The organism is Hydrogenobacter thermophilus TK-6 (genome assembly GCF_000010785.1).
In the GTDB taxonomy this organism is placed as follows: domain Bacteria; phylum Aquificota; class Aquificia; order Aquificales; family Aquificaceae; genus Hydrogenobacter; species Hydrogenobacter thermophilus.
Genome location: NC_013799.1, coordinates 1,404,864 through 1,418,869, shown reverse-complemented (window position 1 = coordinate 1,418,869; position 14,006 = coordinate 1,404,864). Strand labels below are relative to the sequence as shown.

The 14,006-nt window shown below is 44.5% G+C and carries 12 protein-coding genes; 9 read left to right on the top strand and 3 right to left on the bottom strand.

Annotated elements, in window-relative coordinates; translation table 11 throughout:
• The first annotated feature begins 16 nt into the window (after positions 1–16).
• Genes HTH_RS07820 through HTH_RS07810 form a run of 3 tightly spaced genes read left to right on the top strand, consistent with a single transcriptional unit; the run spans position 17 to position 2,779 of the window.
• Positions 17–1,219: a transketolase C-terminal domain-containing protein gene (locus HTH_RS07820; RefSeq protein ID WP_012964182.1), complete on the top strand. Its 1,203-nt coding sequence runs from the start codon at positions 17–19 to the stop codon at positions 1,217–1,219.
• Complete coding sequence (locus HTH_RS07815; protein WP_012964181.1) at positions 1,209–2,069, top strand: thiamine pyrophosphate-dependent enzyme; 861 nt, start codon at positions 1,209–1,211, stop codon at positions 2,067–2,069. Before HTH_RS07820 ends, HTH_RS07815 begins: the two co-directional genes overlap by 11 nt.
• Positions 2,066–2,779 (top strand): 2-oxoacid:acceptor oxidoreductase family protein, encoded by a 714-nt coding sequence (locus HTH_RS07810; RefSeq protein ID WP_012964180.1) that lies wholly within the window; start codon positions 2,066–2,068, stop codon positions 2,777–2,779. Before HTH_RS07815 ends, HTH_RS07810 begins: the two co-directional genes overlap by 4 nt.
• Before the next feature lie 30 nt (positions 2,780–2,809).
• Here the strand turns inward: HTH_RS07810 and nuoH are convergent, their stop codons facing one another.
• The gene (gene nuoH / locus HTH_RS07805) at positions 2,810–3,820 is read right to left on the bottom strand and encodes an NADH-quinone oxidoreductase subunit NuoH (RefSeq protein ID WP_012964179.1); all 1,011 of its coding nucleotides are present in this window, start codon (positions 3,818–3,820) and stop codon (positions 2,810–2,812) included.
• Between the two features lie 194 nt (positions 3,821–4,014).
• Entirely contained in the window at positions 4,015–5,067 is a 1,053-nt protein-coding gene (locus HTH_RS07800; RefSeq protein ID WP_014462643.1) for a sensor histidine kinase, read from the bottom strand.
• 13 nt (positions 5,068–5,080) lie between these two features.
• Between HTH_RS07800 and HTH_RS07795 the strand changes: the two genes are divergently transcribed.
• From HTH_RS07795 to der, 6 genes are all read left to right on the top strand, one after another.
• Positions 5,081–5,725 carry a response regulator gene (locus tag HTH_RS07795; RefSeq protein WP_012964177.1) on the top strand — a complete coding sequence of 215 codons (645 nt, stop codon included), beginning with the start codon at positions 5,081–5,083 and terminating at the stop codon, positions 5,723–5,725.
• 66 nt (positions 5,726–5,791) lie between these two features.
• Positions 5,792–8,140: a TonB-dependent receptor gene (locus HTH_RS07790; RefSeq protein ID WP_012964176.1), complete on the top strand. Its 2,349-nt coding sequence runs from the start codon at positions 5,792–5,794 to the stop codon at positions 8,138–8,140.
• A 30-nt stretch (positions 8,141–8,170) separates the two neighbouring features.
• Positions 8,171–8,500: a thioredoxin family protein gene (locus HTH_RS07785; protein WP_012964175.1), complete on the top strand. Its 330-nt coding sequence runs from the start codon at positions 8,171–8,173 to the stop codon at positions 8,498–8,500.
• Complete coding sequence (locus HTH_RS07780; protein ID WP_012964174.1) at positions 8,497–9,000, top strand: HIT family protein; 504 nt, start codon at positions 8,497–8,499, stop codon at positions 8,998–9,000. The genes HTH_RS07785 and HTH_RS07780 overlap by 4 nt, the downstream gene beginning before the upstream one ends.
• Positions 8,990–9,736: an ABC transporter ATP-binding protein gene (locus HTH_RS07775; RefSeq protein WP_012964173.1), complete on the top strand. Its 747-nt coding sequence runs from the start codon at positions 8,990–8,992 to the stop codon at positions 9,734–9,736. The genes HTH_RS07780 and HTH_RS07775 overlap by 11 nt, the downstream gene beginning before the upstream one ends.
• Before the next feature lie 6 nt (positions 9,737–9,742).
• On the top strand, positions 9,743–11,041 hold the full coding sequence (gene der, locus HTH_RS07770; protein WP_012964172.1) for a ribosome biogenesis GTPase Der: 1,299 nt from the start codon (positions 9,743–9,745) through the stop codon (positions 11,039–11,041).
• Here der and HTH_RS07765 read toward each other — a convergent pair.
• Positions 11,038–13,992, bottom strand: a complete 2,955-nt coding sequence (locus HTH_RS07765) for an AAA family ATPase (RefSeq protein ID WP_012964171.1) — start codon at positions 13,990–13,992, stop codon at positions 11,038–11,040. The genes der and HTH_RS07765 overlap by 4 nt on opposite strands.
• Between the last annotated feature and the right edge of the window lie 14 nt (positions 13,993–14,006).

Below are 14,006 nucleotides of genomic sequence, written 5' to 3'. Positions count from 1 at the left end.
TGTAAGGAGGTGTAATATGCAAGCAACAGAAAGCATTTTATATAACAGGGCAGGACAAAAAGTTGTCTCACCAGATTACCTTCTCTTTGAAGCTCCAAGGACCAAGCACTTTATGACGGGCTCGGAAGCGGTAAAGGAGGCGGTAAAAAGGGCTTCCGTTGATGCTTCCGTATCCTATCCTATAACTCCTCAGTCGGAGGCTGCACACCTCATCGGTGAGCTTTGGGTAGAGGGCTATGTGGGCGTTTACTTCAGAGGTGAGTCCGAGTTTGGTGTCATGTCGGAAATTGCAGGGTGCGCTTTGGCTGGAGCAAGGACCATAACCACCACCTCAGGACCTGGAACCCTCAGGGCTATGGAAAACTTCCCCATGTGGGCTGGTACACGCATACCAGTCCAGCTGGTGCTTATGGCAAGAGGCGTAAACGCACCTTTATCTATACAGCCGGATAACCTGGAGGTCTCCTTCCTGCTGGACACAGGTTGCATGATATGGTATGCAGAAACTGCCCAGGACCTCTTTGACATGATACTGGCAGGCTTTGTAGTGGCGGAGCAGCCTGATGTGCACGTGCCTGTTATAACTGTGGTGGACGGATTTTTTGTATCTCACACCAGAGAGACGGTAATGCTACCACCGGATGACATAGCTCTGCCACCTTACAACCCCTACAGGGCACCTATGCCCGTAATAGATGCAGAAGTCCCACCCGGCAGGTTCCTCAGAGACCCCTTTGTCATGAAGTCCAACTACATATCTTACGCAACCCACGCCAGTTGGCAGTGGGAAGTGCGCGCTGCCATAGAAAGGTCAAGACCATACGCCAAACACTATCTTAGAGGTCTCATAGAGCATTTCGGGGATCCGGAGGCAGACCTGGTCTTTGTTGCCTGCGGTACAGCATCCGCACAAGCAAAGGAAGCGGTAAGAATGTTGGAAGATGAAGGTATTTCTGCAAGGGTGGTCAAGCTCAAAACTATAAGACCCTTCCCCATTGAGGAATTAAGAGAGGCAACAAAAGGTGCCAAGTACATATTCGTTCCTGAGTTTAATGTGGTAGGCTGGCTTGAAAGGGAAGTCAGAAGATACCTATACGGACACTCCAGCGCAGAGATCATAGGTGCTCCCAGAGTTGCTGGCGGTATGACCATGCCTGCAGAAGTCATAGTGAGAGAGGTGCTAAAACTTACCGGAAAGGAGGTCAAGCATGTCATATAAAATATACGAGATAAACGAAGCTCTTAGAGAGTTTATACCAAAGGAGATAGTGGACCTTGAAGAAAGAGCCACCTGGGGTAATCCCAAGAGGGGCGTGATGGACCTTCCCTACACTAAAGAGCTCATAGAAGAGCACTCCCTGTGCGCGGGATGTCCCGAGTCTATGGCTCTCAGGTACATACTTGCCTCCCTGCCCAATCCAGAAGATACCATAATAGTCAACTCCACAGGATGCACATCTCTGGTTTTCCCACACATAGCGCTCCACACGGTCCACTCCCTGTTTGGAAACCAGAATGCGGTAGCTTCTGGCATAAAGAGAGTGCTGGAGTGGAGATTCCCAGACAAGGTAAAGGATGTGGTGGTGCTGGCAGGTGATGGTGCAATAGTTGATATAGGTCTTGACTGCACACTCCAGTCTTTCTTCAGGCAGGAGAAGATCACCACCATATGCTTTGACAACGAGGTTTATGCCAACACAGGCGGGCAGGAGAGCGGTATGACGGTCAAGGGACATGTGTTTAAAATGGCACCCAAGGGCAAGCAGTGGGATAAAGTACCCATGTGGCAGATAGCCATAGACTCAGGATGTCACTATGTGGCAAGGCTCACCGTGTCTTCCCCCAAGAGAGTAGAGAGTGTTATAAAGAAGGCTATATATGTAGCGCGGGAAGTAGGACCTACCTATGTGCACCTCTACACTCCATGCATACTGGAGATAGGTCTCAACTCCGACGACGGTCTTGACGAGATGAGACAAAGGGACAAAGAGAGATTTTCCTTCTTTGAGTACATGACGCCTCAGGCTGAGGAAGTCATAAACAGAGTGAAGGAGGAAGGACTGCTATGAAAAGGAGAAGGGTGAACATAAGGATGCCTGCTTTAGGCGGTCAGGGTGCAGTTACCGCTGCGCACATCATAGCCACCGCAGCGGACTACGAGGGCTATTATGCCGTTTCCAACCCCTTTTTTGGCGCGGAAAAGAGGATGGCACCTGCGGAGAGCTACGCGCGTATAGGTATAGAGCCTATATACGACAGAGGCGAGGTGGTCTACCCCGATGTGATAATGGTCTTCCACCCTCAGGTCATCACTATGGGCAAGTCCTACACCATGCCCTTTTACTCGGGTATAAAGAAAAACGGGCTTATCATCATCAATTCGGAAGAGGACCTGCTTACCGACGAGGACAAGGAGTTTCTTGAGTCTTTAAATGTCAAGGTCCTTAACTTCTCTGCCACCAAGTTTGCCATTGATATAGCTGGCACTGAGCTTTCTACCAACATGGCTATGATAGGTGCGCTCTTTGGTGCTGTTGGGTGCGTGGGGCTGGAAGCCATAGAGCATGGTATAAAATCAAGGTTTCTGAAGAAGTTTGTAGCCTCTGGTGGTACCGCATCCCTTGACTCGGCACTGGAGAGAAAGTTCAAAAAGAAGCTGGAACTCATAGAGAAGAACCTCAGCACAGCCAAAGCTGCCTACGAGCTGGGAAGAAGGTGGGCACAGGAGCAAGGCTTAGAGCCTTTCTTACCCAAGCCTCAGGAAGCGCTAACTGAGTAAATTCTGTGGGGTGCCTCCTGGCACCCTACATCATAGAACATATAAAACCACTGCGGTTAAGACAACGTTGGCAAGAGCTAAAGGAAGAAGCACCTTCCAAGCTATCTCGGTTATGTCCCTTGCCTGAAATCTGGGCAAAGTCCAGTGTAGCCAGAGAACAAAGAAGACTAAGGAAAAGGTTTTTATAAGAAACCACAAGTAAGGCGAGAAAGGTCCAAAAATGTTTGGTCCAGACCAACCACCGAAGAAAAGAATAACCGCAAGTGCGGAAAGAGCCATAACATTCAGATACCACTCGGCAAGGGGGAAAACTCCAAAACGCATGCCACCGTATTCTACATTGTATCCGGTTACCAGCTCCGCCTCAGCCTCCTGAATGTCAAAGGGAACTCTCCCCGACTCTGCCAGCATGCAAAAGAGATACAGAAGGAAAGCGACAGGTTGGTAGAGTATATACCAAACACCGCTCTTTATCTGGGCTTCCACTATACCTACAGTGCTCAAAGTGCCCGCCAAAAGCACAACACCTAAAACTGAAAAACCCAGTATCACCTCGTAAGCTATCATGACCGCACTCTTTCTCAGAGAACCTATAAAGGCGTACTTGGAGTTAGAAGCCCATCCTGAGAATATGGTCCCATAAACCGCAAGAGAACCCATGGCAAATATAAAAATCAGAGCGATGTTTACATCAGATATGACAGGTTTTACCTCATAACCGAAGAGATTAAAGCCCGGTCCGAAAGGTATTACGGAAAAAAGCAGTAAAGCAGGTGCCAAGGATAAAACTATGGCAAGGTAGTAAACCGGTCTATCTGCGCCTCTGGGTATGATAGACTCCTTAGTGAGAAGCTTTATGCCATCAGCAAGAGGTTGCAAAAGACCAAAAGGACCCACCAACTTGGGACCCATGCGCGCCTGAATATGTCCAGCCAATTTTCTTTCAAACCAAGTAAGATAAGCACCAAGCCCAAGCAAAATGCCCAAAAGCAAAAGCACCTTAATAAGAGTCACAATAAGATCAAGGCTCACCTGCGCCATAATTAAACTCCTTTACTAACATTCCACCCTGCAGGAGTCCAAAACCTCCTGCCTACTACCCCCTATCCACAAGAACTCGGGGGATACTTTAAGGTTCTCATAAAATTTCATTTTAATCCGCTTAGCGGATACCCTCAATAGTGTCCTTAAAGTATAACCGTTTGACTATATCCTGTCAAGAGTTCCCAGGAATTTTATTTTATATCATACACTTTCGGTATGCGAATTTTGAAGCGAGTACCTTTTCCTCCTTCCATCTCCATGCTCCCCTTTAAGTGTTCAAGGAACATACCTATGAGCTTAAGTCCAAGTTTTTCATCCTTTCCCTTGTCTCTCAACCCTACACCATCATCCCACACCTCAAGTAGTATACAATCATCCGTATCTTTAAAGTGTACATAGATATTACCACCGTGACCGTGCGGAAAGGCATGCTTTAGTGCATTCACCACAAGTTCGCTCAATATTATCCCTACTGAGGTTGCTATGTCTATACTTAAGAGTGTATTGCTAATCTCACTATGGATGCGTACATCTTTACCGTAAAACATGTACAGATTATTGAGCAAATTCTCTATGTAGATGCCTGCATCTATGCTGGTTATACTTTCGGACTTGTAGAGGCTTTCGTGTATAAGGGAGATAGCCATTATGCGCTGATGTAAGTCCTCAAGTACTGCCCTTGATGATGCATTTTTAATGGTTCTGAGCCTCATGCCTATCAAGCTAAGCACTATCTGTAAGTTATTCTTCACGCGATGGTGCACCTCTCTCAAAAGTATGTTCCTTTCTTCAAGTGAAGCCAACAGCTTTTCTTCAACACGCTTACGATGTGCTATTTCAGAAAGTAGGTGTTCTGTTCTTTCTCTTACCTTTCTTTCAAGTTCTTCGTGGGATTTCTCCAGCTCCCTTTGAAACTCTTTTAGCTTTATTATCGTGGGCATCCACTTTTTGAGTCCAATAGCTAGCAAAAAAAAGCCTAAAAAATAACCGAAAAATCTCTCAAATAACTCAAAAAAAGGTTTATGTGAGATTTTACCCAAAATAAAGTAGCTATTCAATTCAGGAAAGTTGTCGCCAAAGTCTAAAAGCGTACCTACAAAGACTAAGAAAAAGCCCAAAAGTATGTAATTCCAGCCTTCCTGCTTATTTATGCTTTCCCTTCTACCTGCCCAAAAGAGGTAAAGAAGTATGATTAAAAGTAAGAGAGTGCTAAAAAGCTCCAGCAACAGCACGTGTAGGTACATAATTTTTAATAATATGCTTAAGGGAAGGCTTCTCATAATTGAGGACGAGGTGATAGTAGCAAGGTATATGAAGGATATATTAGAATCCTTTGGTTATTATGTAGTTGCCTGCCCTTCCGGTGAAGAAGCTATAAAACTGGTGAAGGAGTTCCATCCTGACTTAGCTTTTGTGGACATAGTTTTAAAGGGGAGTATAGACGGGATAGAGACTGCCCGTTACCTTAACACCACTTTAGGCATACCAGTTGTGTATGTGACCGCTTATACTGATGAAGAAACACTATCAAGGGTTAAGGACACGGATTACCTTGGCTATCTGGTAAAACCTTTTGACGATAAGGACATATATGTATCCGTTGAGCTTGCCATGCATAAGCGCAGAACCAAAAAGATGCTAAAAAAACCCCTTCGCCGCGTCTTAGGTTCTTTGAATAAGGACGAACTTAAAATTCTACTCTTCTTCGTAACTACATGCAGCACAGACAGCTGGATACACATACCTTTGCACAAGATAGCAAAGGAAGTCAACAGCGATATAGGTAATGTATCAAGAGCCATAAGATCCCTGTGTAAAAAAGGGTATGTGGAAATATTAAAAAGCGGAAGGGAAAACTACTATAGACTCTCAAAGGACTTAGCTTACGAAGAGAATATATGATTTATATCATTGTAAATATTATAACTTTTTGGTAAGCTCTTTAAAAACACATTTTGGAGGTGTGCTATGAGAGGACTTTCAAAGGGGATACTTTTTTTAATTTCTCTGGTTTTAACATCCTTTGCCCAAGAGAAAGAGAGGGAGCTTGAACCTATTGAGGTAATAGGGATCTCACCTTTACATGGTGTGGATGTCTCAAAAGAGAGGTTCCCATCCTCTGTGGAAACGGAAACATATAAAGAGATTGAAAAGCAGAGAACTGTGAACTTAAGTGACTTCTTAAACCTAAGGTTCAGCAGTATCCACCTTTCAACAGATAGGAGTAATCCCTTTCAGAATACGCTTATGTACAGAGGATTTACATCTTCTTGGATGATAGGCCAGCCTCAGGGTCTTTCTGTATATCTTGACGGTGTGCGTATGAACGAGCCTTTTGGGGATGTGGTAAATTGGGACATAATACCTGATAAAGCCATAAACAGCGTAAATTTGATACCCGGCTCTAATCCAATTTTTGGTCTTAATACCCTTGGCGGCTCCCTTTCCATAGAGACAAAGAACGCTTTTAGCTTTTCGGGAAGCGAGGTGGGTGCCTATGTGGGTTCCTTTGAGAGAAGATCCGGCTGGTTTCAAACGAGTTATAAGCTTAGAGAAAATCTTGGACTTTACCTTACCGGTGATTGGTTTAAGGGAAAGGGATGGAGGGATTTTTCGGATACGGATATAAAAAGAGGTTTGGGTAAGCTCTCTTACCTGCTTGATAGAGGTTTTCTTGACTTCTCCATAATTGCTGCGGATAACAGCATACAGAGCACAGATGTGCTATTGGAAAAGTTTTTGGGCATTGACAGAAAGATGGCTTTCACAGCAAGGGATATATACAAAAATAATACCTACATCTTTACTCACCGTGGTAGTTATGAACTAAGCGATCATATAAACCTTGACTGGAACCTCTATTACAAAAAGAGCAGGTTCAGTTTTGACAGCGGTGATATGACAGATTTTGAGGTAGAGGATAGCATACTCGTTACAGAAGATGAACAACCTGTATTGGATAAAAGGGGTAATCCTATACCATTTCCCGAGGGACTAATACCTGGCGTGGTAAACAGGACGGTAATAAAACAAAATGTTTATGGTGGTACTATTCAGACAACACTGAAGGGAGGTATAAGAGGTATAAAAAATAGCTTAACGATAGGTGCGGGGGTAGATGTATCTGATGCGAAGTATATATTTGATCGCGAGGTTGGAGCCTTCAAACCCAACAGAGAGGTGTCAGGCTTTGGCATACTTTTAGGCTCCGCTGGAGATGAAGTTTTCTTCAGGGATGTCAAAAACAGAAATGCAGTTTATAGCCTTTACTTCCTTGATATTCTCTCTCCCTTCAAGCCTCTTGACCTCTTTCTAGGTGGAAGGTTCAATCACATTAGGGTGAAATTAGAGGATAGGACAGGGCTGTTTCCAGATATAAACGGTACCAATTCCTACTCAAGATTTAACCCTGCTGTGGGGGCTTCTTATGAGGTTCTGCACAATACATTTGTTTATGCCTCCTACTTTGAGTCTTCAAGGGCTCCCACACCTGTAGAAATTACATGTTCTGACCCCAACGAGCCCTGCAGACTCCCCTCCGCTTTTGTGCAGGACCCACCCCTCAGGCAGGTTGTGGCAAAAACGCATGAAACTGGAATAAAGGGCATCATGGCAGGAAACATTTATTGGTACTTATCTCTCTTTAATACGGACCTCAAGGATGACATACTTCCTGTTGCAGGCGGGAGCCTTGGACAGATTTACTTTAAAAATGTGAGTAAGACAAGAAGAAGGGGTTTGGAATTAGGACTTGAAGGCAAGATGGGAAAGTTGGAGGTCTTTGCAGGATATACTCTTCTGGATGCGGAGTTTAGAACTCAGGAGCTTTTCAGTAGCCCAAATCATCCCTTGATACGCGAAGTATGCAACAGTGGTGGTAGCAACCCAAGAGTCAACTGTGATCTGAGAGCTTTGGTGGTAAATCCTGGGGACAAAATACCTGGTATACCTAAGCATAGCATTAAACTCGGAATGAGCTATGAACTTTTAAAGGGTTTGAGTGTAGGAACGGACATACTCTATACATCGGGTGTGTATCTTTTGGGTGATGAGGCAAACCTTGACAGAAAAACCAACAGTTACACTCTGGTGAACCTTACAGCCAATTACAGGCTTGGAAATCTGACTCTTTTTGCAAGGGTTGAAAATGTATTTGACAAAAAGTACGAAACAACCGGCAGATATGTATCTTTGGAAGATGCAGCAAAACTGAACCCATTTCTGCCAGTACCTGTAGACCCGCAAAGGGATAGTTCAAGAGCCTTAGCCCCTGGCATGCCAAGAAGTTTCCTCGTAGGCTTTAATTACTCCTTCTGAATGGAGTAAAATATAAGTGGGAGGTTTGGTATGTTTGAAGGATTTGAGGAGATAACTGACAAGGAGCTTTACGATAAGGCTGTTGCAGGAGATAAGCCCGCTGTAGTCATCTTTACAAAGCCTGATAGCAGTCAAAACGAGACCTTTTATCATGTGCTGTCAAAGTTTCAAAAGCTGTATGGAGACAAGATTAACTTTTACTATATGGATGCGACAAAAAATACTAGTGCGGAAGACTTAGGAGTTTATGCCTTTCCCACTGTGCTTTACTTCAGAGACACCATGGAGCTGGAAAGACATGACTATCTTCCTTCTGAAGAGGATGTGGAAAAAGCTATAAGGAGGCTCTTAAGGCTGTGAAGATGCTTTGGGCACCTTGGAGAACCAAGTATGTGGAAAACATAGATCAAATTACCCAGTGTTTCCTATGCGAGGCTGTAAGGCAACCTGAGGAAAGATGGAGAGAGTTCTTAGTTTTACACAGGGGGAGGAGGGCTTTTGTAATATTTAACAAGTATCCTTATAATGCCGGACACCTTATGGTATCACCTATAGAGCACATGGGTGATATACTCTCTCTTGATGATGAAACTGTTTTGGAGATGCACAAGCTTACAAAGGCGTGCATAAGGACTCTTCGGATATGCATAAAACCGCACGGTTTTAACTTAGGATACAATCTTGGGAGGTCTGCTGGAGCTGGGCTTGAAGACCACATACACCTCCACATAGTGCCAAGATGGAACGGTGATACTAACTTTATGCCTGTACTTTCCGAGACCAAGGTTATTTCTCAGGACCTTTATGAACTTTATGACAGGATAAAACCTGTTTTTGAAAGTGTGATAAATGCTACTTGAAGTGGAGAGCCTAAACCTTTGGTATGGTGAAAAACACATTTTAAAGGATGTGAGCTTTGGCATTGATGCTGGGGAAGTTCTGTGTATAGTGGGAGAGTCTGGCTCTGGAAAATCCTCCATTCTTGCCTCAATAATGGGTCTTTTGCCAAAGTACGCTAAGGTTTCTGGGAGCGTAAAGTTCAAAGGTAAAGAAATTCTGGGACTTGCAGAATCAGAATATAGAAAGCTAAGGGGAAGATACATCTCTACCGTTTTTCAAGAGCCTTCCGCTTACCTTGACCCTCTTTTTAAGATAGGCACTCAGATAGAGGAGGCTTACATTGCCCACTTTGGAAAGAAAGGAGCTAAACAAAAGTCTTTGCAGGCACTAAAAGATGCAGGCATAGAGGATGCAGAGAGAGTTTATCGCCTGTATCCTCATCACCTCTCTGGTGGTATGAAACAGAGAGTTTGCATAGCAATAGCTACCGTATGCGACCCAGAGGTAGTGCTGGCTGATGAGCCGACTACCGCGCTTGATGTATCGGTGCAGGAGAAGATACTTGCCCTTTTTAGGCGTCTCAGAGAGAGAGGAAAGGCTGTGATAATAGTGACACACGACTTTGGTGTTGTGGCTGAAGTGGCAGATAGGGTGATAGTTTTAAAAGATGGGCAGGTGGTGGAGCAGAAAGATGTCTTTAGCATCTTTGACTATCCTGACCATCCCTACACCAAAGAGTTGCTGAGCGCTCTTTAAAGAAAGATGAAAAACCAGGTTCTTATAGTTGGAAGACCAAATGTGGGTAAATCCACCCTCTTTAACAGGATAGTAGGCAGGAGGAAGAGTATAGTACACGGCATCCCTGGCGTTACGCGAGACATTATAGAGTCCGAAGCTTCCTGGAAGGACAAGAAGTTTATGGTGGCAGACACAGGTGGCATTTTTGAAGGGGGTGAAGAAATGTCAGAAAAGGTGGAAAAACAAGTCAAGAAGGCACTTTCCGAGGCTCAGGTGATCCTCTTTGTTGTAGATGGAAGGGAAGGTATAACAGCAGGAGATGAATACATAGCCAGAATGCTTTATCCTTACAGAGAAAAGGTATTTCTCGTAGTCAATAAAATAGACAGTGAAAAGCTTCAAAAGAATGTTTATGACTTTTACGCATTGGGTTTTGAAAAGGTTTTCCCCGTATCCGCACAGCATGGGATAGGTGTGGCTGAACTTCTGGATGCTCTGCATTCTCTTCTCCCAGACGAGCCTGTAAAGCTTGAGTATAGTGGTATAAAGGTATCCTTTGTAGGAAGACCTAATGTGGGCAAATCCTCTCTGATAAACGCTATTCTGGGGAGCGAAAGGGTTATAGTGTCTGAGGTGGCAGGTACTACAAGGGATGCGGTGGAGGTGCCTTTTGAGTATAAAGGTAAGGAGTTTGTTCTTATAGATACTGCAGGTATAAGAAGGAGACCAAAGGTAGAGTATGGTGTTGAGTTTTTTGCGGTAGGCAGGTCCATAAAGGCAATAGAGATGTCGGATGTGGTGTGCTTGGTGCTGGACATATCAGAAGGTATAACAAACCAGGATAAAAAAATAGCCGGACTGATAGAGAGAAGGTTTAAGGGATGCGTGATAGTGGCAAATAAGTTTGACCTTGTGAAGGCAACCAAAGAGCAGGCGCAGGATTACATAAGGAAAGAGCTTCACTTTCTTGATTTTGCTCCCATTGTGTTTACCTCTGCCATAAGGCAAGAGGGAATTCAAGACATACTTGACAACGCCATCTTGGTTTATCAGGACTACACTAAGCAACACAAAACATCTTTTATAAACAGAGCTGTTCAAAAAGTACTCAAAGAGAAGGCACCGCCTTTGCACAAAGGGAGAGAAGTTAAAGTCTATTACGCTCATCAGGAGGAGGCAAAACCTCCCACGATAGCCATAATAACCAACTATCCAGACGGCTGGAGGGAGAGCTATAGAACATTCTTTGTAAGGAGGCTGAGGGAGTATCTGGGCATCAGGTACTCCCCTCTAAAGCTCATAGTGCGAGGTAGAGAAGATTAAACGCTTACAAAAGAAAACCCATTTTCGTTATATTCCACCTTCACAGTGGAGCCGTCCTTTATTTCACCCTTTATGATTTTATCCGCTAAGGGTGTTTCTAAGTACCTCTGCAGCACCCTTTTCAGGGGTCTTGCGCCGTAGGCAGGGTCATACCCTAACCTTGCCAGCTCTCTCTTTGCCTCTTGGCTAAGGATAAGTTTTATGTTTCTCTCCTCCAGACGCTTGTTTACCGATGCCACCAGAAGGTCCACTATCTGGAGAAGCTCCTTCATGGTGAGAGGCTTAAAAACTATCACTTCATCTATCCTGTTTAAAAACTCCGGTCTGAAGAAGTACTTTAACTCTTCCAGCACCTTTGTTTTTGCTCTTTCAAACTCGCTCTGCAAAAACTCTTCGTCACCATCAACAGATATGCCTAAAAGATACTGAGAGCCTATGTTGGAGGTCATTATTATGACAGTGTTCCTAAAATCAACGGTCCTTCCGTGAGAGTCTGTTAGTCTTCCATCATCAAATACCTGCAGAAAGAGGTCAAAAACCCTAGGATGAGCCTTTTCTATCTCGTCCAGCAGGATCACCGAGTAAGGCTTTCTCCTTACTGCTTCTGTTAGCTTTCCGCCTTCTTCATAGCCTACATAGCCAGGTGGTGCACCTATGAGTTTTGCAACGCTGTGCTCTTCTTTAAACTCCGACATATCAAGCCTTATGAGAGCCTCCTCGTCTCCAAAGAGAAGCTCTGCCAAAGCCTTGGAAAGCTCCGTTTTTCCTACTCCCGTAGGTCCCAAGAAGAGAAAGGTGGCTATGGGTCTTTTGGGGTCTTTGAGTCCAGCCCTTGCCCTTCTTATGGCTTCTGCCACAGCCTTTACAGCGTGCTCTTGGTCTATAACCCTTCTGTGAAGCTCCTCCTCAAGCCTCAGGAGTTTTTGCATCTCCTCCTCTTTAAGTTTAGACACAGGAATTCCCGTCCAATCGGATACTACCTGAGCTACATCGTCCCAATCTACCACCAGAGCCTGAGCCTTTTTGCTCTCTAGCTCCTTTAGTTCCTTTTCCAGCTTTACCTTTTCTATCTTAAGCTGTGCCTCTTTTTCGTAATCACCCCTTTCGGAATGCCTCAGGATCTCCTGTTCAAGCTCTTCTATCCGCCTCTTTATCTCCTGAATTTTTAGGTCCGTGCTACCAAGCCTGCTTAGCAAATCCTGCTTTTCTTTCTCAAGTTGCACCTTTTTTATTTTTAGCTGTGCTTCTTTTTCGTAGTTGCCTTCAAGGTATGCTTTTTGCACCTCCTCATCCAACGCCTTTATCCTTCTTTCCAGTTCCTGCACCTCTGGAGGCACAGAAACAACTGATAGCTTTTTCCTTGCACTTGCCTGATCAAGGGCATCTATGGCTTTGTCAGGAAGCTTTCTAAAGGTCACATACCTTTTGGTAAGCTTGACCGCAGCCTCTATAGCCTCGTCTGACACTTTTACTTTGTGGTGCTGTTCAAGTTTAGCTCTCAATCCTTTGAGGATCTCTATGGTCTCTTCTTCCGTAGGCTCATCCACATATATGGGTTGAAAGCGCCTTTCCAAAGCTGGGTCTTTCTCTATGTATCTTCTGTACTCGTCCACCGTTGTTGCTCCTATGACTCTTATCTCACCTCTTGCAAGGGGAGGTTTTAACATGTTGCTGGCATCCACCGCACCCTCTGCCTTTCCTGCACCTACCACTGTGTGTATCTCGTCTATAAAGAGGATAATATTCCCCTTCTGCTTTATCTCTTCAAGAAGCTTTTTAAGCCTTTCCTCAAACTCTCCGCGATACTTAGACCCTGCCAACAAAGAAGCCATATCTATGGCGATGATCTCCTTATCCTGAAGCTCTACAGGCACTTCCTTTGCCACTATCCTCTGAGCCAAGCCCTCCACTATAGCGGTTTTACCTACACCAGGATCACCTACAAGCACGGGATTGTTCTTAGTTCTTCTCAAAAGCACCTCAATCACCTGATTGATCTCCTTCTCCCTTCCCACAACAGGGTCCAGTTTCCCCTCCCTTGCCATGTTGGTCAAACTCACCCCAAACCTCTCCAGAGGCGATTTTTCTTCTTCTTTTAGCTGCTCCGTAACATCCTTCATCTTTTCACCTCCTATTACATCTTCTAATAATTTACCTCCTATGGTTTCCTTTGCTTCTATGAGTGAAGAAGTTATGTGATAAGGCTCCACCTGAGCTAACCCTTCTTGCAGAGCCTTGTTTTGGGCATTTTCTATAACCTTTACCAAGTTCTCCGAATAGTCAAAGGTAGGCTCCTTCCCAAACACTCTCTTGGCAATCATATCCTTTACCCTGTCTGGAGAAAGACCAAGCTCTTTTACCTGTTTTAAAAGTGCGCTATCCTCCAAGGCTTTCCTTATTAGCCCGTCTATGGTAAGCTTGTTATCAAGAAAAGCTTTAACATCTCCCTGTTTAAATACTGTAGAGAGGCTTCTCTCTACGCTTTCAAGCTGGCTTCTATACTGCCTTTCTATGCTTTCCAGCCTTGCATACTCCACCTGAAGGCTCTGCAAGCCCCAGTAATCTCCGTACCTTCTTGCCCTCTCCATCTCCCTCTGCAGCTCTTCCTTTGACCTTTTTATTTTTTCAAGCTCCACCTGAAGGGTGCCTATATCGGACTTTATCTGCATAATCTTGCTTCTGAGGTCAATAAGATGCTGTGCTTCTTGCTGTGAAGCCTTTTCCACCTGCTCCCTAAGTTTTCCCAAATACTCAGAAACCCTCCTGTAAAACTCCTTCCTATCTATTCCCATCTTCTCTAAGTACTTAGAAAGAGGTGAGTTTTCATCCGATAAAAGAGCCAGCATGAGATGGTCAGTATCCACTCTGCTGTCTTTGTAAGACCTGGCTATCTCCTTAGCCTTTTTTAGGTACTCAAGAGACCTTGCAGAAAGAAGGTTTTCGCTGAACATGTCCCTTACCTCCA

Bases quoted from the DNA above. Each gene is read 5' to 3' on its own strand.
- HTH_RS07820 (WP_012964182.1), top strand. From the start codon at position 17: ATGCAAGCAACAGAAAGCATTTTATATAACAGGGCAGGACAAAAAGTT.
- HTH_RS07815 (WP_012964181.1), top strand. From the start codon at position 1,209: ATGTCATATAAAATATACGAGATAAACGAAGCTCTTAGAGAGTTTATA.
- HTH_RS07785 (WP_012964175.1), top strand. From the start codon at position 8,171: ATGTTTGAAGGATTTGAGGAGATAACTGACAAGGAGCTTTACGATAAG.
- der (WP_012964172.1), top strand. From the start codon at position 9,743: ATGAAAAACCAGGTTCTTATAGTTGGAAGACCAAATGTGGGTAAATCC.
- HTH_RS07795 (WP_012964177.1), top strand. From the start codon at position 5,081: ATGCTTAAGGGAAGGCTTCTCATAATTGAGGACGAGGTGATAGTAGCA.
- HTH_RS07790 (WP_012964176.1), top strand. From the start codon at position 5,792: ATGAGAGGACTTTCAAAGGGGATACTTTTTTTAATTTCTCTGGTTTTA.
- HTH_RS07810 (WP_012964180.1), top strand. From the start codon at position 2,066: ATGAAAAGGAGAAGGGTGAACATAAGGATGCCTGCTTTAGGCGGTCAG.
- HTH_RS07765 (WP_012964171.1), bottom strand. From the start codon at position 13,992: ATGTTCAGCGAAAACCTTCTTTCTGCAAGGTCTCTTGAGTACCTAAAA.
- HTH_RS07775 (WP_012964173.1), top strand. From the start codon at position 8,990: ATGCTACTTGAAGTGGAGAGCCTAAACCTTTGGTATGGTGAAAAACAC.
- nuoH (WP_012964179.1), bottom strand. From the start codon at position 3,820: ATGGCGCAGGTGAGCCTTGATCTTATTGTGACTCTTATTAAGGTGCTT.
- HTH_RS07800 (WP_014462643.1), bottom strand. From the start codon at position 5,067: ATGTACCTACACGTGCTGTTGCTGGAGCTTTTTAGCACTCTCTTACTT.